This window comes from Agrobacterium sp. SUL3, assembly GCF_001263295.1.
GTDB classification, from domain to species: domain Bacteria; phylum Pseudomonadota; class Alphaproteobacteria; order Rhizobiales; family Rhizobiaceae; genus Agrobacterium; species Agrobacterium tomkonis.
Genome location: NZ_KQ414505.1, coordinates 145502 through 168722, shown reverse-complemented (window position 1 = coordinate 168722; position 23221 = coordinate 145502). Strand labels below are relative to the sequence as shown.

The window sequence follows — 23221 nt, the reverse complement described above, 5'->3', positions numbered from 1 at the left end:
TTACCGTTCACCAGAAGAGTGCAACTCATTCGGGTAATCCCGTTTTGTGACCTGTCCGACCGCCCGTCCGAACGCATGAGAGTGTCTTCATGAGCAGAAATCTTCTACCCGTATTCGCTCTTTTATCCAGCACTCTGTTTCTTTTTCTCGGCAACGGCCTGCAGGGCCTCGTGCTGCCGGTTCGCGGTTCGGCGGAAGGTTACTCCAATGAAACCCTGGGCTTTCTCGGCACTTCCTGGGCGGCCGGCTTCGTCATCGGCTGCTTTGTGGCGCCCGCCATCGTTCGCCGTGCGGGGCATGTGAGGGCCTTTGGCTCCTTTGTCGCGCTCATCTGCCTGACGGTACTGATGACCGGCCTGATCGTCGATGATGTCTGGTGGATTGCCCTGCGCGCACTTACCGGCTTCTGCACGGCCGGCACTTCGATGATCATCGAAAGCTGGCTGAACGAGCGCGCCACCAATGAGAGCCGTGGCATGATCTTTTCGCTCTATATCGCCATCACGCTGCTCGGCGTCGTGGCGGGGCAGATGATCGTGCCGATGGGCGACATCAGCAATACGTCGCTGTTCATGATCTGCGGCATCATCTATTGCATCGCCATTCTGCCGGCCACGCTTTCCAAGGCGGCGAGCCCCCAACCCTTGCAGAAGGTCAGTCTGGATTTACCGGCGCTCTACCGCAATTCACCGGTGTCCTTCATCGGTATTCTGATGATCGGCATCGCCAACGGTGCGTATGGTACGCTCGGCGCCGTCTTCGGCGCGCGGGCTGGCCTGGACCCGACCATGATCGCCATCATGGTGTCCGTCACGATTTTCTTCGGCGCGCTGGCGCAATTTCCGGCAGGCCGTCTTTCAGACCGGATAGACCGCCGTTACGTGTTGGCTGGATTGGCCGGGCTTGGCGCCGTCGCGGGCCTTGCCGTTGCCGTGGTGCAGCCGCGTGATGTCTATGTGCTGATTTCCATGGTCGCCATTTACGGCGCCGCCGCCAACGCGCTTTATCCCATCGCCGTGGCGCATGCCAACGACTATGCCGCCGCTGAAGACTTCGTCAAGGTCTCGGGTGGATTGCTGCTGCTTTACGGCATCGGCACCATTATCGGCCCAACACTCGGCGGCGCGGTCATGACCTATTCCGGCCCTTATGCCCTGTTTTTTGTGACAGCCGTGGCCCACGTGCTGATCACCGCCTATGCCATCATCAGAAGCCGTCAGCGCGCCGCCCTTTCAACCGGCGAGAAGGACAATTTCTCGACGATGATGCCAACCACACCTTCACCGCTCGTCACGCCGGAAAGTATTGCGCTTGACCCCCGCGCGCCGCAATATCCCGAAGACGATGGCGACTATGTGGAAAAAGGAGCAGGCATATGAGCCTCTTTGACGATGACCGCCCACAAAAACCCGTGGCGCATGAGATCGGCAGCGATCTCAGCCTTCTTTCAGTCGATGAGTTGGGTAGCCGTATCGACCTTCTGCAAGCGGAAATCACCCGGCTGGAGGAGGAGAGGACACGAAAATCCGCCGGCCGACTAGCGGCGGAGAACCTCTTCCGATCCTGAGAGCAATTCAAGAAAAGGCCGCAGGCAATGCCCTTCGGCGGCAGTCTGCCGCGCTGATGGTAAACGGGAATAAATATTCTGGCGCAGTCTTTCGTTTACCATTAACCAAAAATTAAGCTTTCTGAGAGATTACTATACATGTCCAGTTCTTCTGGACCTCAGGCATCTTCTCCATTCGGCGAATTGGTCTGATTTTTCTCCCTGTTTTACCTTGAGAGCCGCTTTCGCGGCTCTTTTTTTACCGCGCACCGGATTCGGTAAAACTGTGGGTATTAACCCTTCTTTAATAATTGCCTTGCGCATTTCGGGTAAAGATACCATCCTGAAAACACTAAAAGGCCGGAACAAAACATCCGAGTCTTCGTTGCCTGACAGTGTGGTGCGTGAGCAGGGATTTAAAGAAATGTCGGAACAGGTTTTAAATACCATAAGCTTTGCGGGGCGCGCTGCTGCTTCCAACCAGTTCAAAACCCTCTATACTGAAGGCATGACTTTGGTTGAGGAAACGGCAAGCTATCTCGACGGCGCCGGCCGTGTTGCCTCGAAGGTTTTGCCGCGCATGGCATCGGTGCTATATGCAGCGGAATCGATGCGCCTTACCACTCGCCTGATGCAGATGGCCTCCTGGCTGCTTCTGCAGCGCGCCGTCAACAATGGCGAAATGACGCGAGACCAGGTTCTGAGCGAAAAGAGCAAGGTGCGTCTCGACAGCTTCAACGTCGACCGCAACGCGCCCGGCTGGAACGACCTGCCGGAATCCTTCCGCGATCTTATCGAGCGCTCGCTGCGCCTCCAGAACCGCATCGCCCTGCTCGACCGCGAAATCTATCGTCCGACCGAAGCCACCAAGGTGCCGGACAATGAAAACAGCGTGCAGGCGCAGCTCAATCTCCTGCGCACGGCTTTCTCGATCAACTGAGAAAAGACCACCTTATCCGGACAATTTGAAAAGCAGGCTCACCAGCCTGCTTTTTTGTGTCCGCCAATACCGTTTGTCGCCCCTGGAAACGGCAACAAAAAAGCCCGGTTTTACCGGGCTTTTTTAAACGATCCGTTCGCAAGAGAATCAGAAACCGAGGTTGCCGAAACGCTTGTTGAACTTGGAAACGCGACCACCGCGGTCCATAAGCTGCTGGTTGCCGCCCGTCCATGCCGGATGGGACTTGGGGTCGATTTCAAGGTTCATGACAGCGCCTTCCGAACCCCAGGTGGAGCGGGTTTCGTATTCGGTGCCATCGGTCATGACCACCTTGATCGTGTGGTAAGCGGGATGGATATCAGCCTTCATGACAATCTTCCTGGTTAAGTGACGTGCGGTCCATTGCCGCAATTGCGTCAATTGAGCCATTTCAATAAATGAAGCCATAGACCAGATGGGCTATGGCTTCCCAATTCGATGCGGAGCCTATACATGAAGGTCGCCGAGATAACAAGAGCCTGCCATACCCTTGTGAAAGGAGATGGCCGCTAGGGCAGGAATTTTACCGCACGCCGGAAATCTCTCCCTAAAAAGCCAAAAATGGCATGGAACGAGGAGCATCAGGCACGTGGCAGACATAGAAGAGCAGAAAGCGGCAAAACAGAGAAGCCTGAAGCCACTTTTCAGCCTGTTTCCCTATCTCAGGCGTTATCGCGGCCTGATGGCGGCCGCCCTTTTTGCGCTTGTTCTTTCTTCCGCCACCACACTGGCCCTGCCGCTTGCCGTTCGTCGCATCATTGACCACGGTTTCCAGACGCCGGATGGCGGCATGATCAACAGCTATTTCGCCGTGCTTCTGGCGATTGCCGTCCTGCTCGCGCTCGCCAGCGCCATGCGTTATTATTATGTCATGACCATTGGTGAGCGGGTCGTCGCCGATCTGCGTCACGATGTCTTTGCCCACCTCACCACATTGTCGCAGCAGTTTTTCGATAGCAACCGCTCCGGCGAACTGACCTCGCGGCTGACCGCGGATACGGTGCAAATACGCTCAGCTTTCGGTTCATCGGCCTCGGTGGCGCTGCGCAACATCATCATGTGTTGTGGCGCAGTGGCAATGATGATCTATACCAGCCCCGGCCTTTCCGGCCTCGCGCTGCTTGCCATTCCCTTCATCGTCTTTCCGCTGATCGCCTTTGGACGGTCTGTTCGCGCCCGCTCCCGCACGACGCAGGATACGCTGGCCAATTCCGCCGCCTATGCGTCCGAAACGATCGCCGCGAGCCGCACGGTGCAGTCCTTCAATGCCGAAGCGCTTGCGAATGCCCGTTACGGCGCCTCCGTGGAAGCGGCCTATCAGGGTGCACGCGCGGCGATCGGCGCCCGCTCCATCCTCACCGCGGTCGCCATTGCGCTGGTCTTCGGCAGCGTCGTCGGCATTCTCTGGTATGGCGCGCAGAGCGTCCTTTCCGGCGGCATGACGGCGGGTACGCTTGGTCAGTTCGTGCTTTATTCGGTCATCGCCGCAAGCGGCCTCGGCCAACTCTCGGAAGTCTGGGGTGAACTGGCGCAGGCGGGTGGTGCCGCCGAACGGCTTTCCGAACTGTTGAACGAGCGCTCGCCCGTCGCGGCACCCACGGCGCCCCTCGCCATGCCGCAACCGCCACGCGGCGAAGCGGAATTCGAAAATGTCGATTTTGTCTATCCGCTGGCGGCGGGACGCCCGACCCTTTCCGGCCTTTCCTTCAAGGTCGGCGCCGGTGAAACCGTTGCCATTGTCGGCCCATCAGGCGCGGGCAAAAGCACGGTGTTTTCGCTGCTGATGCGGTTTTACGATCCGCAACAGGGCCGCATCACGGTCGATGGCGCTGATATTCGTGACATCAGCCTTACCGATCTGCGCGCACGCCTGTCCATCGTTCCGCAGGATGTGGCGATCTTTGCCTCATCCATTCACGATAATATCGCCTTCGGCCGGCCGGAGGCGACTCGCGAAGAGGTCCGCGCCGCCGCCATCGCCGCCCAGGCCGACAGTTTCATCGAGCGCCTGACAGATGGTTACGACACGCAGGTGGGCGAGCGCGGTGTGACACTTTCCGGCGGCCAGCGCCAGCGCATCGCCATTGCCCGCGCCATTCTGCGCGACGCGCCGATCCTGCTTCTCGACGAAGCGACCTCGGCGCTCGATGCGGAAAGCGAAACGCTGGTGCAAAAGGCGCTCGATGAGCTGATGAACACCCGTACCACCATCGTCATCGCCCACCGCCTCGCCACGGTTCTGAAGGCAGACCGCATTCTGGTGATGGATGACGGCCGCATCATCGAGGAAGGCACACATCAGAGCCTCATTCGCCAGAACGGCCTTTATGCACGACTCGCCCGACTGCAATTCCAGACCGGCCCGGATGAGCTGCGCGCCCAGGCGTGAGCCGTTTAAGCCAACACGCTGCGCCCCGCAATGCGGCCTGAAAACAGGCAACCGCCAAGGAATGTGCCTTCGAGCGCATTATAGCCATGCATGCCGCCGCCGCCAAAACCGGCCACTTCGCCAGCGGCATAAAGGCCCGGCACCGGCTCACCGGCAGCATCCAGCACGCGCGCCTCAAGATCCGTATGCAGGCCGCCGAGCGTCTTGCGCGTCAGCACGTGCAGGCGCACCGCGATCAACGGCCCCATCGCCGGATCAAGCAAGCGGTGCGGTTTTGCGGTCCGCATCAGCTTGTCGCCGAGATAACGGCGCGCGCCATGGATCGCGGTTACCTGCGCATCCTTGCTGAAACCATTCACGATTTCCCGATCACGCGCTTCAATCTGCCGGCGGATATGATCGATATCCAGCCGCGCGTCGCCGCTGATGGCGTTCATTGCCACCACAAGCTCCTCCAGCGTGTCGCGGACAGCGAAATCCTCACCGTGTTCCATGAAAGCCCGCACCGGCCCCGGCGGCTCCTTGCCCAGCCTTTTGAGCAGCAGCCGCACATCCTTACCCGTCAGATCCGGGTTTTGCTCGGAGCCTGAGAGGGCGAATTCCTTCTTGATGATCGCCTTGGTCAGAATGAACCAGCTATGACCGCTGCCGCGCTCGCCCAGCATTTTTAGCGTGCCGAGCGTATCGAAGCCCGGCATGGCGGGGGCGGCAAGACGGTTTCCATCCGCATCGCACCAGAAGGATGAGGGGCCGGGCAGGATGCGGATACCGTGGCCCGGCCAGATCGGGTCGTGGTTCTTCACACCCTCGGTGTAGTGCCACATGCGATCAGGGTTGATGACGGCTCCGCCCGCCGCTTCGGTGATCCCGATCATGCGGCCATCCACATGTGCCGGCACGCCGCAGACCATATCTGCCGGCGGCTTGCCCAGCCGCTCCACCGGCCAGTTGCGCCGTACCAGCTCCTGATTACCGCCAATGCCACCCGAACTGACGATAATCGCCGCGGCCGAAAGGGTGAAATCGTCCTCAACTTCGCGGCTGCTCTGTTGCCCACGCAACACCGGATCCGTTGCAAGGACCGCACCGGAAACGCCAGTCACCCGGCCATCGATGATATCCAGATGGTCGACGCGGTGGCGGAAACGAAAGTTGAGCCGGCCACTTGCCGCCATGGCCTTCGCCTTTTCGATGAAAGGCGCCAGCACGCCGGGGCCGGTTCCCCAAGTCACATGAAACCGCGGAACGGAATTGCCGTGACCATCGGCCAGCGCCCCGCCACGCTCGGCCCAGCCGACCACAGGAAACCAGCGCATGCCGAGGCGGTGCAGCCATTCACGTTTCTCACCAGCGGCGAAAGTCAGATAGGCTTCAGCCCAGCGGCGTGGCCAATAATCCTCGGGACGGTCGAAACCAGCCGAACCGAACCAGTCCTGCCTTGCGAGATCGAGATTGTCACGCACCCGCATCCGGCGCTGCTCGGGGCTATCGACAAAAAACAGACCTCCCAGCGACCAGAAGGCCTGTCCGCCAAGGTTCTGCTCGCCCTCCTGATCCACGACACAGACGCTCAGTCCTCGTTCGGCCGCTTCGGTCGCCGCAACCAGCCCGGCAAGCCCTGCACCGACAACGATCACATCATATCGTTCCATCAACCCCTCCCAGATATGACGGAATTACCTTTACGCGAACGTAAATCCACTTCGGCAAGAAGGCAACCACCATGATGCGGCGGCGATGTCAGCGTTCGGTCAGCTTGAGTTCGATACGACGGTTCTGCTGCCGCGCATCAGGCGTATCGCCTTCTGCAATCGGCTGATATTCGCCAAAACCAGCGGCAACCAGCCGGTTTGCCGGCACACCCCTGGAGATCAGGAACTTCACCACCGAGGTGGCGCGGGCCGAGGAAAGCTCCCAATTGTCGCGGAAACGGCCCGAACCGGAAAGCTGGACATTGTCCGTATGGCCATCCACGCGCAGGACCCAGTTGATCTCCGCCGGGATTTCCTTGGCGAGATCGATCAGTGCAGCCGCGAGCTTCTCCATTTCAATTTGCCCTGCCGGATTGAGGTCGTTGCCACCGGAGGGAAACAAGACTTCGGACTGGAAGACGAATCGATCGCCGACGATGCGGATGTTTTCGCGGTCTGAAAGAATTTCACGCAGCCGGCCGAAAAAATCCGAACGATAGCGGTTCAGTTCCTGCACCCGCTGCGCCAGCGCGACATTGAGGCGGCGGCCGAGATCGGCGATCTTGACCTGAGAGGAAGTGTCCTTGGCTTCCGATGCCTGCAAGGCAGCTTCCACCGAAGCGATCTGTGCCCTCAGCGCCGCGATCTGCTGGTTGAGCAATTCGATCTGCGCAGAGGCACGGGAATTGGCCTGTTTCTGGTCGTCCAGTTCGCCGGTCAGGCTACCGATCCGGGCATTGGCGTTGGCATTGCTGCCCGATCCCGCATCGAGAAGCGCCTGCAGGCGCGACCGTTCGTTTTCCGATGACGCGAGCGTCGATTGCAGGCTTGCCAGCGCGTCCTCAATATCCTGCTTGTTGCCCTTTTCCATGGCCAGAAGTTCGGTCAATTCGGCAATCTGGCTGTTGAGGCGCGTCAGCACCTCGTCCTTGCCGGTAATTTCCCGCGACAGCACGAACTGCGCCAGCACGAAGACGGTCAGCAGAAACATGATGGCCATGAGCAGCGTCGACAGCGCATCGACGAAACCCGGCCAATAATCCACACCCCTGTCGCGGCGGCGGTTGCGCGCAAGCGCCATGGCTACTCGCTCCCGTTATCGTGCCGGGTGCGTCCGGGAGATTTTGTCTCGCTGTCGATCCGGGTCGATAATCGGTCAAGCGTGCGGCGGAGCGATTTCGATTCCTCCTGCTGCGCCTCGATCCAGTCGCGCAGCATCTGCTGTTCGCTGCGCATATTCTTGACGAGGCCCTGAATGCCTTCGGCAAGGCTGGTCATGGCCGCAAGCGAGCGCTCGGTGCTGACCATGGCGCCCGGTTCCGCCTTGAACTCCCTCGGTCCTTCCACGCCCGTATCCGTTACCGAAGACAGCCAGTTTTCAAGCTGGGTGTAAAAGCGGTTCTGCGCACGTCCCGCCTGAAGATCGAGAAAACCAAGGATCAGCGAGCCTGAGAGACCAAGAAGCGACGAAGAAAACGCCGTTCCCATGCCCGCCAGCGGTGCAGTGAGACCGGCCTTGAGCGAACCTAGAATATCGTTGCTGTCGCCGGCGCTCGGGTCGAGCGACTGGATGACATTGCTGATGGCGCCGATGGTGCCGATCAAGCCCCAGAAGGTGCCGAGCAGGCCGAGAAACACCAGAAGGCCAACGAGATAACGCGATGTATCGCGGGTCTCATCAAGGCGCGTCGCGATGGAATCGAGAATGGTCCGCTGCGTGACGGCGGAAAGCCTGACTTCACCGCGCTTGCCGATCAGCGTGCTCATGGGGGCGAGCAATTTCGGCGCGCGGCCAACCTTTTCGGCGCTGCCGGCGGCGCGGAAAGCATTAAACCAGCGCACTTCGGAACGCAGGCTCATGGTTTGGGTAAACACCAGAATGATGCCGATGGCGAGAACGCCAAGAATGAAGCCGTTGAGACCGGGATTGGTCATGAAGGCGGTATGCGCCTGCCGGTAAAGAATGGCCGCCAGAAAACCGACGAGGATCAGAAACAGAACCATCGTCCACAGAAACGGTGTGGGGCTGGACAGCTTGTGGCTGTATTGCCGCGTGGCCACCGGTTTCTCGACGCCGAGATCAAGTAACTCCGAATCCGCCATAACGTTCGCATTCCCTTCGGTCACGTATCTAGCGGAAGCTATTTGAAAATTGCGACGATTTGAAGCGAAAAGCCGGTCTTTCGTCACAGGCATTTTACAAAACCGGAAGCGGACCGTGCGAAGAAAAACAAAAACGCCCGGCAGGGGTTCGCCGGGCGCCTGAAACTTGCATTAAACGGCAGGTTTTCTGCCGAAATCGATCAGCGGCCCGGTATCGGGCGGTTCGCGACTTCCACAAGCGACTTGTGGATATATTCATTTCCAGCTGCAACAGTGCCGCTGCCGAAGATATCCGTGCCGCCCTTGATGTCGGAAGCAAAGCCGCCGGCCTCACGAATCAGCACCAGGCCGGCCGCCATATCCCAGGGCGAAAGTTCGGCTTCCCAGAAACCATCGAGACGGCCCGCTGCGACATAAGCAAGGTCGAGTGCTGCAGCGCCCATACGGCGGATGCCAGCAGCTTCGCCCATGACGTGACGAAGCTCGACGAGGAATTTGCCGTGATTGCCGCGGCCGAGATGCGGAACGCCGCAGCCGATGACGCAATCGGTCAGCGCCTTGCGCGCAGCAACGCGAATGCGGCGATCGTTGAGGAAAGCGCCGCCGCCGCGCTCGGCGGTGTAGAGTTCGTCGGTGGCTGGATTGAAGATCACGCCGGCAACGACTTCCCCGTTGCGCTCCAGCGCAATGGAAACGGCGAAATGCGGAATGCCGTGAAGGAAATTGGTTGTGCCATCAAGCGGATCGACGATCCAGCGATGCGCACCATCCGAGCCCTTTTCCTCGCCGCCTTCCTCGCCCAGAAAGTCGTAGGTCGGGCGGGCTTTCATCAGCTCGTCGCGCACGATCTTTTCGGCTTTCAGGTCTGCCTGCGAGACGAAATCGCTCGGTCCCTTGACTGAAACCTGAAGGTTCTGCACTTCACCGAAGTCACGCGACAAAGACTTACCCGCCTTGATGGCGGCCTGAACCATGACATTGAGAAGGGCTGAACGGGCCATCGAATTTGTTTCCTGGAAAGCTTGCGAACCGCCCGAAAGCGCATCGGGCAGGCACGTCATTATTTTCTTGAATTGAAAGTTTGCGGTTCAAGACCACAAAACGCGCGGAAATTCAAGGCAAAAAGCCCGCATCGGCAAGCTGGCACCGGAAGACCGGGCCTGCATTACGTTGGGCGGAAACGATTTGCGGCCTCGATCCCCTTTTTCTGCTGCTCGTCGGTGATGCCGAGATAAAAATCCTCGAGAGCCGGATCCTTCAGCCCGGCGCGGCGGGAAAGCACATACCATTTGGCCGCTTCCACCGGATCGGGCCGGGTGCCAAGCGCCTGAATGTAAAGATGCGCCACCTTGTTCTGCGCAATGACATTGCCGCGCTGCGCTGCGCCATAAAGCCAGCGGAAGCCCTCTTCCAGATTTCTCTCGCCACCAAAACCGTTGACCAGCCAGATGCCGAGATCGACCTGTGCAGTATCGTATCCTGCCTTTGCGGCTCGCATCAGCCAGTCCCGCGCCTTGGCCTTCTTGTCTGCCGGCACATCCTTGACCGACCAGTAAATCTGCGACACCGCATATTGCGCGTCGGCAATGCCCTGCTCGGCAGATTTTTCGTAAAATGGCATGGCCATCAGCAAGCCCTTGGCGCCGGGATTTTCCGAAACCAGTATCTGCCCCCAGTTGAACTGGGCGGACGCATTGCCGGCTTCCGCTGCACGGCGCATGAAATCGTCGGCCTTGACCTTGTCGCGGGTGACGAATTTGCCTTCCATCAGGATCAGGGCGAATTTGAACATGGCGACGGGATCGCCACCCTGCGCCGCCTGCTGATACCAGAAGGCCGAGGTCTTCTCATCGCGGGCAATGCCGAGGCCGCGCGACATCATTTCGGCGACCAGCGTCTGTGCGGACGCGTCGCCGTTCTGCGCGCGGTTCAGCGCCTTGTCGAGCGCCTGCACATATTCGCCGCGCTGGAAATGCCCGTAGGCCTCATCCACTCGCCCCTTGAATTCCTTCTCAGGCGGCAGTGCCGGCAGGTCCGCGCCCATGCGCTGATAGACATTGACGCCCTGCGACGGTTGCAGATCCTTCTGTTCCTCGGATTGCACCCTGCCCTGACGGGAAGGCTGCGCCTCATCCTCCATCTGGCGGGAGAGCGCATTGCTTTCGCTCTGCGGCCCGGATTGAGCAAAGGCAACGCCCGCCGGCGGGCCGAAAACGAGCGCCAGCAGCGAAACGGAGAAGCAAAAAGGAACCGAGCGCATGAACATCGCCTGTATCAACCGCCAAACCGTGGCGCTTTTTCGTCAAGCAAAGCGTTGATTTCAGAAACGGCCTGGGCGGCACCGGCGGCATTGTCGAAAACGCCTCCGCGCATCGCCACAAATTCCACGCCGGTTTCAGCCACGGCAACCACCGACGACGGATCCGTACCGCCCATGACGATGGCCGGGATTTCGATCATCGACGCCCACCACTCGCCGAGCGCCAGGTTTTTGGGATGCGCCTCCGGTTTGATGTCACCTTCCAACTTGCCAAAAAACACATAGTCCGGATTGGACTCGCCCATCTCCAGAGCCTTGTGGCGGTCATCCGCATTGCCGCCGCCGACAATGAGCTTCGGCGTAAAGTTTTCCACGGCCTCGGCAAGCGCCTCGGCATTACCAGCCACATGCAGGCCATCCGCCTTCACCCGGCTGGCGACGCGGCTGTCGCCGGCGATGAGGGCAGCAGCACCCACCTTCTGAACGATCGGCACAATGAGTTCGGCCCATTTCTGAAAAGAGGCGTCATCCAGGTCGTATTGCGGGATGATGACGGAAGCCACATCGCCGCCACGCAGTGCGCCCTCCAAATCTGTCGCCTGCTTTTGCGCATCGCCCGATTGCGGGACGATCAGGACAAGGCGGCAACGGTCGTCAACTATGGTCATCGGTTCGTCCATTTCAGGCAGAAGACACTTCCGGCGCGATCTGCACTCGTTTTGATAAGATAAATCCGATAAACCGGACCGGCGAAAGGATCAACCATCCATCCATGCTGACCGATTTTCATTTTTTTCTCGTCGCCATTCCCGCAGTCGTGCTTGTCGGCCTTTCCAAGGGTGGACTGGGCGGTGCGCTGGCACTAATGGGCGTGCCGCTTATGGCGCTTGCGATCCCGCCCGTGCAGGCTGCGGCGATCTTCCTGCCGATCCTGATCGTCATGGATCTGGTTGCGCTCTGGGCCTGGCGGCACCACAATCATCGCCAGACGCTCCTCATCATGCTACCCGGCGCAATCGCCGGCATTACGCTCGGTTGGGCCACCTCGAGCCTCATATCGGCAGACGCCATGCGCCTTGTCGTCGCCTCGGTTACCATCCTCTTCGTCATGCGTTATTTTTACGAGAGCTTCAAAAGCCGAAGGGGACAGGCAATTCCGGCGAAACCGCAAAGACCGACAGCCGCAACGCTCTGGTCCAGCCTGTCGGGTTATGCAAGCTTCGTGGCCCATGCCGGCGGCCCGCCTTTCCAGATCTATGTCCTCCCCCTGAAGCTCGATCCCAAAACCTATACCGGCATGAGCGTCCGTTTCTTCGCCATTATGAACGCGATCAAGCTCATCCCATACTTCGCACTGGGCGCGCTGGACGCCACCAACCTCAAGACATCGGCAAGCCTGCTGCCGGTGGCGATGCTGGCGACACTTGCCGGCGCAAAGGTGGTGAAATACATGAAACCGGCGGTGTTTTATCCGCTCATGTATGCCATGGCGCTTGTCGCGGCGCTGAAACTGCTATGGGACGGACTGCCTTTATAGCCTTCGAGCCAATAAAAAGCCCCGGCTGCACCGCGGTGCTGCCAGGGCTTAAAGAAATCCAACCGTCAGCCCTTCATTTTATCGAAGGCTGCGGTTTGTCATTATTCAATGCCTAGTGGAGGCTTTGAGCCTCTGCAATTCGTCCTTCAGGCGCAGTTTACGACGTTTGAGGTCGGCAATCTCCGTATCGTCCGAAGACGGGGAAGCAAGAATACTTTCGAGCTGCTCCTCCAGAGCGCCGTGTTTCTTTTCGAGCGATGCAATATGAGCCTGAATGGTCATGCGGCACGTCCTTCCTTTTTTAAACCTACCTCCAGCTCTCCATCGCTGGAGTTTCAGGTTTGCGACGACAATGTGACATGGATTACCGATATTGTCGAAGGCGAAATGAAGGCAATAAGTGGGCAATTTGGTCGCAAGGGATAACTTCCCGTTACCGCGATTTGATGATAGAGGCTCGTGAACGATGACATACGCGCCGGAGGCTATCCGGCTGGCATAAAATGGGGATGACAAGATGCCCGATCAGGACCAGGCGGACATCAGGCTCACGCTGGCGCGGCTGCGCCAGGAGCATGAGGACTATGACGCGGCGATCAACGCGATGATCCAGACCAGCTGCGACGCGCTGCGGATACAGCGCATGAAAAAGAAGAAGCTGGCCGTCAAGGACAAGATGACCCAGATCGAAGATCAGGTCATTCCCGATATCATCGCCTGATCTGGAGAAATCACGTGACAGCAGAGACACCCCCCGTCGCCATCATCATGGGCAGCCAGTCTGACTGGGAAACCATGAAGAACGCCGCCGATACGCTCGATGCGCTTGATGTGGAATATGAAGCGCGCATCATTTCCGCCCACCGCACGCCGGACCGGCTTTATGACTTCGCCAATGGCGCCAAAGACGAAGGATTCAAGGTCATCATCGCAGGCGCGGGCGGCGCCGCCCATCTACCGGGCATGACGGCCGCCATGACGCCGCTGCCTGTCTTCGGCGTTCCCGTACAGTCCAAGACCATGTCCGGACAGGACAGCCTCTATTCCATCGTGCAGATGCCCGCCGGCATTCCTGTCGGCACGCTTGCCATCGGCAAGGCCGGCGCCATCAATGCCGCACTCCTTGCGGCCGCGGTTCTGGCGCTTGGCGACGACGATCTGGCCGACCGGCTGGATGCATGGCGCGCACGCCAGTCGGCGGCTGTCGCCGAATATCCGATGGACAGCGCCCAGTGATGGCGAAGATGAATGATCTGACCATCGGCATCATTGGCGGCGGGCAGCTTGGCCGCATGCTGGCGATGGCGGCGGCGCGCCTCAACCACCGTACCATCGTGCTGGAACCGCAGGTTGATTGTCCGGCCGCCCAGGTTTGCAACGACCAGATCGTCGCAGATTATGACGATGAGCGCGCCCTTGCGGAACTCGCCCGTCGCTGCGATGTCGTGACCTACGAATTCGAGAACGTGCCTGTGGCGGCAGCCGAAACGCTCGCCGCCTCCGTTCCCGTCTATCCGCCGCCGCAGGCGCTCAACGCCTCACAGGACCGGCTGACCGAGAAACGCTTCCTAAACGGTTGCGGCATTCCGACGGCCGATTTTCGCGCCGTGGACAGCCAGGAAGAACTGGAGGCCGCCTTGGCAGCTTTCGGCGGCAAGGGCGTGCTGAAAACGCGCCGCATGGGTTATGACGGCAAAGGACAGCGCCTGTTCCGCGGCGGCGAGGACAGCACGGGTGCTTTCGACGCGCTCGGTGGCGTGCCGCTCATCCTTGAGAGCTTCGTCGCCTTCGAGCGGGAAATATCGATCATCGCCGCTCGCTTCAGGGACGGCACCGTCGTCTGCTACGATCCGGCTGAAAACGTCCATCTGAACGGCATTCTGCACACATCGACCGTGCCGGCAGCGCTCTCCGAAGCGGCTGCGGCAGTTGCCGTCCAGTCTGCGGAGAAGCTTCTGGCGGCGCTCGATTATGTCGGCGTCATCGGCATCGAATTCTTCGTGCTTCCCGATGGCTCTCTGGTTGCCAATGAAATGGCGCCGCGCGTGCACAATACCGGCCACTGGACGGAAGCAGCCTGTGTGATCTCGCAATTCGAGCAGCATATGCGCGCGGTATCTGGCCTTGCCCCCGGCAGCGCGGTCCGTCATTCGGATTGCGTCATGACCAACCTCATCGGTGACGACATTGATGATGTTCCGGCATGGCTGTCGAAAAAAGACTGTCTCGTGCACCTCTACGGCAAGACGGAAGCACGGCCCGGCCGCAAGATGGGCCACGTGACCGAGCTTTTGCACACAGGAAAAGCCTCAGTCTTTTAAGGCAAAGACACCGGAAAGTGTTGACAGGCAGGGGTCAAACGGGTAATTGCCTGCCAACCGAAAAGAGCGCGCCCCGTTGCGCGCTTTTGATTGTTTGAATAAGCACGGTAAAAGCCGTGCAAAACTGCGGACCAGTAAAATGAAAATCAAGAATTCGCTTAAAGCGCTTAAGGCCCGTCATCGCGATAACCGCCTGGTTCGCCGCAAGGGCCGCGTCTACATCATCAACAAGCAGAACCCGCGCTTCAAGGCTCGTCAGGGCTGATTGACTGCGACTGCGGTTCGCGATCAATGTCGCGGATCACTTTGTTGACAGAGCAAAACTTTGCATTTGATATTGGGCGCAGGCGGGTTAATCTTTAGCCCATGCGCCCAAATCGTTTTTGCATGGCTATTATCGTCGCTCAGGGTCTCCTGTTATCAGGACTGACTTCCATTGCTCATGCCGCGGACGGACAAACGCCTGCGGCGGCGGAAGCCGCGCCTTTACCGGTCGGAACCATCGACACGCTTTTTGCATCGCTGAAAAAAGAGCGAAATGCGGTCAAGGCGCGCAGCATCGCCAACCAGATCGCGTCCGAGTGGAACGATTCCGGCAGCGCGACGATCAATCTCCTGATGCAATGGGCAGGCGAAGCCTCCGACGAAAAGCGCAATGCCGCCGCCTATGATTTTCTCGACCAGATCATTCTGCTCGATCCGGACTATGTGCAGGCGCCCTATCGCCGCGCCATGGTGCATTTTGCCGATGGCGACACCCGCAAGGCCATGGCGGACATAAACCTGACGCTGGAAAAGGAGCCGCGCTATTTTCCGGCGCTGGCAAGCCTCGCCAATATCCTCGAAGCCTCCGGCCGCGAAGAGCTGGCGCTGAAGGCTTGGGAGCGTTATCTGGCGCTTTATCCTGCCGACAAGGATGCCCGCAAACAGGCCATCGATCTTTCCGAGAAGCTTGCCGGTACACGCGGCTAAGTCCTAAGGGACCAAACAAAAATCGCCGCAAAAGCGGCGATTTTTTATTGAGCGATCGTCAGCCGATCATTCCATGCCAAGTGCCGCCATATAGGTCTGCAGGATGGTTTCTTCCTCGATACGCTCGTTGGCGTCCTTCTTGCGCAGGCGGATGATGGTGCGGATTGCCTTGGTGTCGTAACCACGACCCTTCGCCTCACCCATGACATCCTTGATATCACCCTGAATGGCAGCCTTTTCTTCTTCGAGACGCTCGACGCGCTCAATGAACTGGCGCAGTTCTGCGGCGGCGACGGTTTCGGTGGTGCTCGTTTCGTCCATCATATCATCCTTCGTAGTGGCGGCTCGTCTGAGCCTTGTTCATTCGATCCGGTTGGAAGCTCCCACCGGTCGCCGCCACTCGGGCGGCACAAATTCAGGCCTGTGAACTGCCCATTGCCGGGCCTCACGTCAAGTCGTTTCCATCGATCGGGGGTTATTCCTTGGGTCTGTTCTGCTCGAAGGCGGCTTTCTGGGCGTCGCTCGCCTCCGCCTGATGTTTTTCCTTCCAGTCGTCATAGGGCATGCCATAGACGATTTCGCGAGATTGCTCCTTGCTGAGCGGAACACCCGCCTCCTCAGCTGCTTCCCGGTACCAGTTAGAAAGGCAATTGCGACAGAAGCCCGCCAGATTCATCATATCGATGTTCTGCACATCGTGGCGCTCGCGAAGATGCTGCACCAGACGGCGGAAGGCGGCTGCCTCGAACTCGATCTGCCTGTTGTCATTCTCTTTCGTCATAGGGCAACTCCAGACTCAGTACGGGCCGGTGCGGGAGGCGAACAGCTGATATTCATGCAAAACCGGATCGTCGTTCATTGCGGCAAAAATGGGAGCGAGCCGGTCCGACCAGGCCGCAATCCCCTCCTCATCCGCGATCAGATCCTGCCGAACCTCAAGAAGCGCATGCGGTATGCCCTTCATCATGCAGTGGCGATACATGGTATCGCCTTTCAGCGCTCCGTCATAGGGTTCGTTGTCGCCGACGAGAATGTCGCCGGTGGCGCGCAGATGCGCCAGGAGCGGGTCGACCGCACGGTTATCCGTGTCCCACAGAACCGCCGCATGCCACGGTCGCGGTGTTTCTTTCCAGAAGGGCGTGTAGGAATGCACCGACAGAACAAGCGGCGCTTCACCCGAAGCGTCGGCAACACCGGTCAGCACGCGATCAACGGCATCGTGATACGGCCGGTGAAAAATCTCGATGCGCCTTTGCCATTCATCATCCGAAATCGGGTGATTGCCGGGAATGATAGCCCCGTCCGAAATTTTCATGATGAGAGTGGGATCATCCTCACCGCGATTCGGGTCGATCAGCAGCCGAGAAAACCGTCCGAGCACCGCCGGAACGCCAAGACGGGCCGCGAGCGAGCGCGTCAGCCCTTCTATGCCAATATCAAATGCGATATGCCGATGAAAAGCGGTTTGCGGAAGGCCAAGTTTGCCGTAGTGTGCCGGCAGAAGGTTCATCGCGTGGTCCGCCAGAAGAACCATGCCTTTGTCATATTCGCCTTCTATGATTTCATAAGGTATGAAGTCGTTCATCGATGATTTTCTGGGGCAGGATTGAGGAGAAAAGCTTGATGGCATGGCTTGAGGCCGGGCGCAAGTTTCGGCGGAAGAACAGCCATCTACCTTACCGCACTCACGATCCCACGAACAATATAATCGATTAAACTCGCGTTGACTTTCTTTGGCGGCCACGCCAAGAAGTGTGTTCATTATAACCATGGAATCCGGATGGAAGCCGTGACTCAGTCATCTCTCGCTCGTCCTCGCCACTTTCGGCATCTCGCCCGTCTTTTTTCCGCAGCGGCATTGTTTATGACCCCGTTTGTGTTCGTGGAAACCGCACATGCGGATTTTCGCGTCTGCAACAGCACGCAAAATCTCGTGGGGGTCGCAATCGGCTATCGGGCACAGGAGGGCTGGGTCAGCGAAGGCTGGTGGCAGGTCCCCTCCTCGACCTGCGCGACGCTGATCGAGGGTGAGTTGCAATCGCGTTATTATTATCTTTATGCCGAAGATGCCGCCCATGGCGGCCGCTGGACCGGTGACGTCAACATGTGCGTGGCGGAAAACGAGTTCAAGATCGGCGGCGTAGATGATTGTTATGCCCGCAGCTTCCAGAGAATGGGTTTCAAGGAATATGACACGGGCAGACAGGGCAGCTGGATGGTCCAGCTTTCCGATACGCCAGGCACACAGGGAAATCAAAACTGATGAAGCGTAACCGCAAAGTCAAAATTCTTGCAACTCTCGGCCCAGCCTCTTCGGAAGAGGCGATGATCGAGAAGCTGCATCTCGCCGGCGCCGATCTCTTCCGGATCAACATGAGCCACGCGAGCCATGACGTGATGCGGACGCTCATTCAGCGTATCCGCTCGGTCGAAAGCCGTAACGGTCGTCCCATCGGTATTCTGGCCGACCTGCAGGGTCCCAAGCTGCGCGTCGGAAAATTCGCCGAAGGCAAGGTCGATCTCGTTGCAGGCCAGACCTTCACGCTGGATAATAACGACACGCCCGGCCACAATACCCGCGTTTTCCTGCCGCATCCCGAAATTCTCGAAGCGGTCAAGCCAGGCCACCGTCTGCTGATCGATGACGGCAAGCTGCATCTGCGCGCTGAAAAATGCGACGGCAAGAGCATCGTCACGACCGTTGTTTCCGGCACCAAGATTTCAGACCGCAAGGGCATCAGCCTGCCCGACACCCTGCTCGGCGTCGGCGTTTTGACCGATAAGGACCGCGTCGACCTTGATGCCGTTCTCGCCACCAACGAGGTGGACTGGGTTGCGCTTTCCTTCGTCCAGCGCCCTGAAGACCTTGCCGAAGTGCGCAAGATCGCGCGCGGCCGCGTTGGCCTGATGTCGAAGATCGAAAAGCCGCAGGCCGTCGAGCGTATCGAGGAAATCATCGAGCTTTCCGACGCCTTGATGGTCGCACGCGGCGATCTTGGTGTCGAAATGCCGCTCGAAGCAGTTCCGGGCATCCAGAAGCAGCTGACGCGCGCCTGCCGCCGCGCCGGCAAGCCGGTCGTCGTCGCCACTCAGATGCTGGAATCGATGATCACCGCGCCCGTCCCAACCCGCGCGGAAGTGTCTGACGTCGCCACCGCCGTCTTCGAAGGCGCTGATGCCATCATGCTCTCGGCTGAATCCGCCTCCGGCGATTACCCGGTCGAAGCCGTTTCCACCATGGCCTCCATCGCCAGCACCGTGGAACAGGATCCGCATTATTCCAACATCATCTATGCGCAGCGCGCCCAGCCGGAGCCGACGGGCGCCGACGCGATTTCGCTCGCCGCCCGCCAGATCGCCGAAACGCTGAAACTGTCGGCGATCGTCACCTATACCTCGTCCGGCACGACGGGTCTGCGCGCAGCACGCGAACGGCCGCAGGTGCCGATCATTGCCCTTTCACCGATCATCCAGACCGCACGCCGCCTGTCGGTCGTCTGGGGCCTGCACTGCGTCGTCACCGGTGATGCGAGCGATCTCGATGACATGGTGAACCGCGCTTGTCGCATCGTTGTTTCCGAAGGTTTCGGCAAGCCGGGTGACCGCATCATCATCTCTGCCGGCGTGCCGCTCGGCACCCCCGGCGCCACCAATATGGTGCGCATCGCCTATATCGGCTCGGACGGCCAGAGCGGCGTCTGATAAAGGAATATCCAGGAATTAAAAAACCCGCCGGCAACGGCGGGTTTTTTATTGGCCTTTCGGCCATATCAGAAAAAACAGGGTTCAGTGCATCTTCACCGGTGTGCTGAAGCGGCTGGACTCGATTGCTGCCGCACCCGGCTTGAAGCTCGCCGATGTGGCCGAAGCCGACATATCGTGGCTGAGCATGCGGTTGGCAATAACACGCGGCGCCTTTACCGAGCGTCCGGTCGTACCCTTGTTCTGGTTGAGCGCCCAGTCAGAGATCGAATCCTGCGTCAGGCGACCACCACCGACCATCGCCTGGTGGGAAACGGCCGCATCCTGCTTGCTCGGGCGCGAGCCCTTGGTCGGCAGGCCAGCGGTGAGACCACCATTGATGGCGGGCTTCAGATCGAAAGCGTCACCGAAACCTTCCTGCGGCTCCGCCTTGGCGGTTTCAGCAGGTGCAACCGTGACCTTGTGGTTGACGGCAGCCGGGAATTGCGCGGCGGTCGGCATGGCAGCGGACTGAACCTGCGAACGGGCAGCCTGGCCGCTCTGCTCCAGAGCCGCAACAACCGTCGGAGAAAGCGTATCCTGCCGAGCCTCGGCGAGATCGTCTTCGCCTTCCGGATCGGCATTGGCGGCAGCAAGAAGGGCTTCAGCCACTGCCGGACGATTGGCGGGAACCGGAACCGAGGCAAGCTCACCGGTCGCCGCAGGGGTCGCACCATCGGCGGACGCCGTCAGGATCGATCCTTCCGCATCGCCTCTCATGCCACGCGGCCCGAGAAGGGTGGGCACAGGCACGGAGACCTCAGCCAGATCGGCGAATTGCTGGCGCTCGGCCGGAGCGGAAGCGGGCGTCGGCGTTGTCGCGGCCTGAAGAGCATCCTGCGCGGCATTGCGGGCCGGCGAATAGAGCGCTGTCGCGAGACCGGTATTGGCCGGCGGCTGGTTGCCGAAGGCAGGGCGAGCCGTCGGCAGCGGCGCATCGTTCACGCCAGGAAGGGATTGTGCCGAAGCAACCGCAATCGTCGGTTCAGGCTCGGGAGCGGCCTGTGGCGGCGTTGCCGGGCGAGCAACAGCCGGGCGTTCTGCGGGTTCCGGCGCTGCGATGCTATCGGGATCTTCATCCTCGTCGCCACCGCCGCCAAAGAGCGCCTGCAACAATGTCTTGCGCTTGCCGCCGCCACCCGAGGAGGCCGGGCCGGAGCCGGCGCTGGACGCAACCTGAATGGAGGAAGAGCTGACGCGCTTCTTGTAGTCCGCCAGCGCCTGCTCATAACCGGGAAGCGGCTTGCCGTCGGAAGGAAGATGCAGCGTGTTGCCGTTCGGGAAGATACGCACCAGTTCCTGGCGGCTCATGCGCGGCCAGGCGCGAACGCCGCCGACATCCATGTGCACGAAGGGAGAACCGGAACTGGGATAAAAGCCGACGCCACCGATCTGCATCTGCATGCCGACTTCGCGCAGGCGGGAGAGCTTGACACCAGGAATGTAGAAATCCATGGCCTTGCCGAGCATATGCTGGCTTTTTTCCGCGACACCCTTGGTGCGTGTCCGCAGCAGACCATTGGTTTCCGGCGAGCGGAAAGCAGAAACGACATTGATATAATCGGTCGCGCCACTGCGGCGATAAACTTCCCAGACGAGATCGAAAAGGCGCGGGTCCATGCGCGTCGGCTGGTTGCGACGCCAGTCGCGCAGGAAGCGGTTCAGCTCCTGCAAGCCCTTCTGGTCGTATTTTCCATTGCGCTTGAAGGTGATGACCGCCTTCTCGCGTGTATGGATATAATACAGTTTGAGGCTGCGCGTTTCGGCGGCGGCTTCCGTCGCCGAAACACCTACGAAGGGCATTGCGGCGAGCATCAGGCAGGCAAAGGTGACAGCGCGCGCCGACAGCTTCGTGCATATATCCTTGATCAAGCCGCGCGCAATCTTTGTCGAAAGCGCGTTATTCCGATGCAGATATGGCAATTCGATCCCCGCCTGGAAGACAATTTATGTCACATTGCCTCAAATGAACGTCAAATACGGTGACACGATGGCAAAATTGCCACACACATGCAACCTTCCTCTACATAGTGAATCAGCCACTAACAAGAGGTTTATAGACGGTAAGCGGATATCCTTGCTCAGAAGTTAACAAATTTCACGATCTGCCGGGCAATGCGCCATTTGCGGCGTCATGCGGCGTCTCGAAGAGGATCATCGGGATCGATGCCATAATCCTTCAGTTTCCGATAAAGCGTCGAACGGCCGATGCCGAGTTTTCTGGCGACCTGGCTCATCTGCCCGCGATAGAAACGAAGCGCGAAGCGGATAAGCTCTTCTTCGATCTCGGCCAGCTTTCGAATATTGCCCGCCTCGTCCATGCTCGAGATCAGGTTTCCGCCCCGGTATATGGTGGTGGAAACATCCGTTGCCTCTTCCACAACAGCGTGGCTTTCGGCAAGCGGAGGCGGCGGCGAATAGGCGGCCAGCTTCAGCGACGACCCGGATGGGGAACGGATGGCATCACCCGTATCGTCCATCGCCGCGAATTCCGGCAGCTGCAGCGCGATCTGCGGAAAATCGGTATCCGCCAGTTCCTCGCCCTGCGACAGGACAACGGCGCGGAAGACCGCGTTTTCAAGCTGGCGGATGTTGCCGGGCCAATCATAGGCCGTCAGAAGCGCCAGCGCGCTGGCATCGAGGCCAACAGGATTGGACAATTTCTGTTCGGCGGAAAAACGCTCGGCAAAAACCCGCGCCAAATGAGGAATGTCTTCCTTACGGCGACGCAGCGCCGGAATGGTGATGGGGAAAACGTTGAGACGGTAATAAAGGTCTTCCCGGAAACGGCCTTCCTTCACCTCTTCGATCAGGTTCTTGTTGGTGGCGGAGATCAGCCGGACATTGACCTTCTGCACCCGCGCCGAGCCGACGGTTTCGATTTCACCCTGCTGAACCGCGCGCAACAGCTTCACCTGCACGTCCAGCGGCAGGTCGCCGATTTCATCGAGGAACAGCGTGCCGCCATCCGCTTCCATGAATTTGCCGATGTGTTTTTCCGTCGCACCGGTAAAAGCGCCCTTCTCGTGGCCGAACAGGATGCTCTCCACCAGATTATGCGGGATGGCACCGCAATTGACGGTGATGAACGGCTTGTTCGCCCTGTCGCCTGCCGACTGGATAGCGCGGGCGACCATTTCCTTGCCGACACCGGATTCGCCTTCCAGCACCACGGGAATGCTGGACTGGGCGGCGCGCTGCGCCAGTTCTATGACCCTCAGCATGGCCGGGCTGGCGGAAACGATATCGGTAAAATTCACTGCATTGCTCCGTCCACGCCTGCCCGTGCGGGCCTTTGCCTCTCTCCTGTCCAGCTTGAGGGCATTGGAAATGGCCGCGCCTATCCTTTCCGGCGAGACTGGCTTGACGACGAAATCAAAAGCGCCGGCGCGCATGGCCTGCACGACGGTATCGATGCCGCCCTGGCCGGTCTGAACGATGACGGGAACGTCGGTGCCAAGTTCACCAACGGCTTTCAGAAAAGAAAGACCGTCCATTTCCGGCATCATGAGGTCGAGGACGATGACATTGATCTCGCCGCTATATTGCTTGAGCAGCTCCAGCCCCGCCCTGCCGTTTTCGGCAAGCAAGGCCAGATGCCCATAACGTTCCACCGCATTTTTGAGCAGGCGGCGCTGGACGGGATCATCGTCTATCACGAGAACATGCGCGGTCATTTTTG

25 protein-coding genes are annotated in these 23221 nt (G+C 59.4%); 12 read left to right on the top strand and 13 right to left on the bottom strand.

Annotation, left to right across the window (positions count from 1 at the left end):
* Positions 1 to 89: 89 nt before the first annotated feature.
* The 3 genes from AKG12_RS15200 to rcdA all read left to right on the top strand — a co-directional run bounded on the left by AKG12_RS15200 (position 90) and on the right by rcdA (position 2486).
* On the top strand, positions 90 to 1379 hold the full coding sequence (locus AKG12_RS15200; protein WP_052819446.1) for an MFS transporter: 1290 nt from the start codon (positions 90 to 92) through the stop codon (positions 1377 to 1379).
* Positions 1376 to 1567: a DUF1192 domain-containing protein gene (locus AKG12_RS15195; protein ID WP_046799919.1), complete on the top strand. Its 192-nt coding sequence runs from the start codon at positions 1376 to 1378 to the stop codon at positions 1565 to 1567. Before AKG12_RS15200 ends, AKG12_RS15195 begins: the two co-directional genes overlap by 4 nt.
* Positions 1568 to 1970: 403 nt before the next feature.
* The gene (gene rcdA / locus AKG12_RS15190; RefSeq protein WP_046799920.1) at positions 1971 to 2486 is read left to right on the top strand and encodes a protease adaptor protein RcdA; all 516 of its coding nucleotides are present in this window, start codon (positions 1971 to 1973) and stop codon (positions 2484 to 2486) included.
* Positions 2487 to 2633: 147 nt separating this feature from the next.
* On the opposite strand, the gene rpmE is transcribed toward rcdA, so the two are convergent.
* A complete protein-coding gene (rpmE, locus tag AKG12_RS15185) occupies positions 2634 to 2855 on the bottom strand; it encodes a 50S ribosomal protein L31 (RefSeq protein ID WP_046799921.1) in 222 nt (73 codons plus the stop codon).
* 259 nt (positions 2856 to 3114) lie between these two features.
* Here rpmE and AKG12_RS15180 point away from each other — a divergent pair, with 259 nt between their 5' ends.
* On the top strand, positions 3115 to 4914 hold the full coding sequence (locus AKG12_RS15180; protein WP_052819445.1) for an ABC transporter transmembrane domain-containing protein: 1800 nt from the start codon (positions 3115 to 3117) through the stop codon (positions 4912 to 4914).
* A 5-nt stretch (positions 4915 to 4919) separates the two neighbouring features.
* Here AKG12_RS15180 and AKG12_RS15175 read toward each other — a convergent pair whose 3' ends face one another.
* From AKG12_RS15175 to AKG12_RS15150, 6 genes are all read right to left on the bottom strand, one after another.
* Positions 4920 to 6566: an FAD-binding dehydrogenase gene (locus AKG12_RS15175; protein ID WP_052819444.1), complete on the bottom strand. Its 1647-nt coding sequence runs from the start codon at positions 6564 to 6566 to the stop codon at positions 4920 to 4922.
* A gap of 88 nt (positions 6567 to 6654) precedes the next feature.
* Entirely contained in the window at positions 6655 to 7686 is a 1032-nt protein-coding gene (locus tag AKG12_RS15170) for a peptidoglycan -binding protein (RefSeq protein ID WP_046799924.1), read from the bottom strand.
* A gap of 2 nt (positions 7687 to 7688) precedes the next feature.
* Positions 7689 to 8708, bottom strand: coding sequence for a hypothetical protein (locus AKG12_RS15165; protein ID WP_046799925.1), 1020 nt, complete (start codon positions 8706 to 8708; stop codon positions 7689 to 7691).
* Between the two features lie 200 nt (positions 8709 to 8908).
* On the bottom strand, positions 8909 to 9709 hold the full coding sequence (locus AKG12_RS15160; protein ID WP_046800033.1) for an inositol monophosphatase family protein: 801 nt from the start codon (positions 9707 to 9709) through the stop codon (positions 8909 to 8911).
* A gap of 164 nt (positions 9710 to 9873) precedes the next feature.
* The gene (locus AKG12_RS15155) at positions 9874 to 10974 is read right to left on the bottom strand and encodes a tetratricopeptide repeat protein (RefSeq protein ID WP_052819443.1); all 1101 of its coding nucleotides are present in this window, start codon (positions 10972 to 10974) and stop codon (positions 9874 to 9876) included.
* An 8-nt stretch (positions 10975 to 10982) separates the two neighbouring features.
* Positions 10983 to 11636 carry a thiamine phosphate synthase gene (locus AKG12_RS15150; protein WP_052819682.1) on the bottom strand — a complete coding sequence of 218 codons (654 nt, stop codon included), beginning with the start codon at positions 11634 to 11636 and terminating at the stop codon, positions 10983 to 10985.
* A 104-nt stretch (positions 11637 to 11740) separates the two neighbouring features.
* Here AKG12_RS15150 and AKG12_RS15145 point away from each other — a divergent pair, with 104 nt between their 5' ends.
* Positions 11741 to 12505: a sulfite exporter TauE/SafE family protein gene (locus AKG12_RS15145; RefSeq protein ID WP_046799927.1), complete on the top strand. Its 765-nt coding sequence runs from the start codon at positions 11741 to 11743 to the stop codon at positions 12503 to 12505.
* 105 nt (positions 12506 to 12610) lie between these two features.
* Here AKG12_RS15145 and AKG12_RS15140 read toward each other — a convergent pair whose 3' ends face one another.
* A complete protein-coding gene (locus AKG12_RS15140) occupies positions 12611 to 12787 on the bottom strand; it encodes a YdcH family protein (protein WP_046799928.1) in 177 nt (58 codons plus the stop codon).
* Positions 12788 to 13022: 235 nt separating this feature from the next.
* Between AKG12_RS15140 and AKG12_RS15135 the strand changes: the two genes are divergently transcribed.
* From AKG12_RS15135 to AKG12_RS15115, 5 genes are all read left to right on the top strand, one after another.
* On the top strand, positions 13023 to 13226 hold the full coding sequence (locus AKG12_RS15135) for a YdcH family protein (RefSeq protein ID WP_006314698.1): 204 nt from the start codon (positions 13023 to 13025) through the stop codon (positions 13224 to 13226).
* A gap of 14 nt (positions 13227 to 13240) precedes the next feature.
* The gene (gene purE, locus AKG12_RS15130; RefSeq protein WP_077767952.1) at positions 13241 to 13741 is read left to right on the top strand and encodes a 5-(carboxyamino)imidazole ribonucleotide mutase; all 501 of its coding nucleotides are present in this window, start codon (positions 13241 to 13243) and stop codon (positions 13739 to 13741) included.
* Complete coding sequence (locus tag AKG12_RS15125) at positions 13741 to 14826, top strand: 5-(carboxyamino)imidazole ribonucleotide synthase (protein ID WP_046799929.1); 1086 nt, start codon at positions 13741 to 13743, stop codon at positions 14824 to 14826. Before purE ends, AKG12_RS15125 begins: the two co-directional genes overlap by 1 nt.
* 139 nt (positions 14827 to 14965) lie before the next feature.
* Complete coding sequence (ykgO, locus tag AKG12_RS15120; protein WP_003497670.1) at positions 14966 to 15091, top strand: type B 50S ribosomal protein L36; 126 nt, start codon at positions 14966 to 14968, stop codon at positions 15089 to 15091.
* A 101-nt stretch (positions 15092 to 15192) separates the two neighbouring features.
* Positions 15193 to 15798, top strand: a complete 606-nt coding sequence (locus tag AKG12_RS15115) for a hypothetical protein (RefSeq protein WP_046799930.1) — start codon at positions 15193 to 15195, stop codon at positions 15796 to 15798.
* A 66-nt stretch (positions 15799 to 15864) separates the two neighbouring features.
* On the opposite strand, the gene AKG12_RS15110 is transcribed toward AKG12_RS15115, so the two are convergent.
* The 3 genes from AKG12_RS15110 to AKG12_RS15100 form a co-directional block, all read right to left on the bottom strand.
* Entirely contained in the window at positions 15865 to 16122 is a 258-nt protein-coding gene (locus AKG12_RS15110) for a DUF2312 domain-containing protein (protein ID WP_006314683.1), read from the bottom strand.
* Positions 16123 to 16273: 151 nt separating this feature from the next.
* On the bottom strand, positions 16274 to 16579 hold the full coding sequence (locus AKG12_RS15105) for a DUF1244 domain-containing protein (protein ID WP_052819442.1): 306 nt from the start codon (positions 16577 to 16579) through the stop codon (positions 16274 to 16276).
* 15 nt (positions 16580 to 16594) lie between these two features.
* Complete coding sequence (locus AKG12_RS15100; protein WP_052819441.1) at positions 16595 to 17383, bottom strand: N-formylglutamate amidohydrolase; 789 nt, start codon at positions 17381 to 17383, stop codon at positions 16595 to 16597.
* Positions 17384 to 17662: 279 nt separating this feature from the next.
* Here AKG12_RS15100 and AKG12_RS15095 point away from each other — a divergent pair, with 279 nt between their 5' ends.
* Positions 17663 to 18061 carry a DUF1036 domain-containing protein gene (locus tag AKG12_RS15095; RefSeq protein WP_225244082.1) on the top strand — a complete coding sequence of 133 codons (399 nt, stop codon included), beginning with the start codon at positions 17663 to 17665 and terminating at the stop codon, positions 18059 to 18061.
* On the top strand, positions 18061 to 19500 hold the full coding sequence (gene pyk, locus AKG12_RS15090) for a pyruvate kinase (protein ID WP_052819440.1): 1440 nt from the start codon (positions 18061 to 18063) through the stop codon (positions 19498 to 19500). The genes AKG12_RS15095 and pyk overlap by 1 nt, the downstream gene beginning before the upstream one ends.
* Positions 19501 to 19584: 84 nt before the next feature.
* Here the strand turns inward: pyk and AKG12_RS15085 are convergent, their stop codons facing one another.
* Together AKG12_RS15085 and AKG12_RS15080 are read right to left on the bottom strand one after the other, a co-directional pair.
* Positions 19585 to 21462, bottom strand: a complete 1878-nt coding sequence (locus tag AKG12_RS15085; protein WP_052819439.1) for a peptidoglycan L,D-endopeptidase MepK — start codon at positions 21460 to 21462, stop codon at positions 19585 to 19587.
* Positions 21463 to 21671: 209 nt separating this feature from the next.
* Positions 21672 to 23216 (bottom strand): sigma-54-dependent transcriptional regulator, encoded by a 1545-nt coding sequence (locus AKG12_RS15080; protein WP_052819438.1) that lies wholly within the window; start codon positions 23214 to 23216, stop codon positions 21672 to 21674.
* Positions 23217 to 23221: the final 5 nt, after the last annotated feature.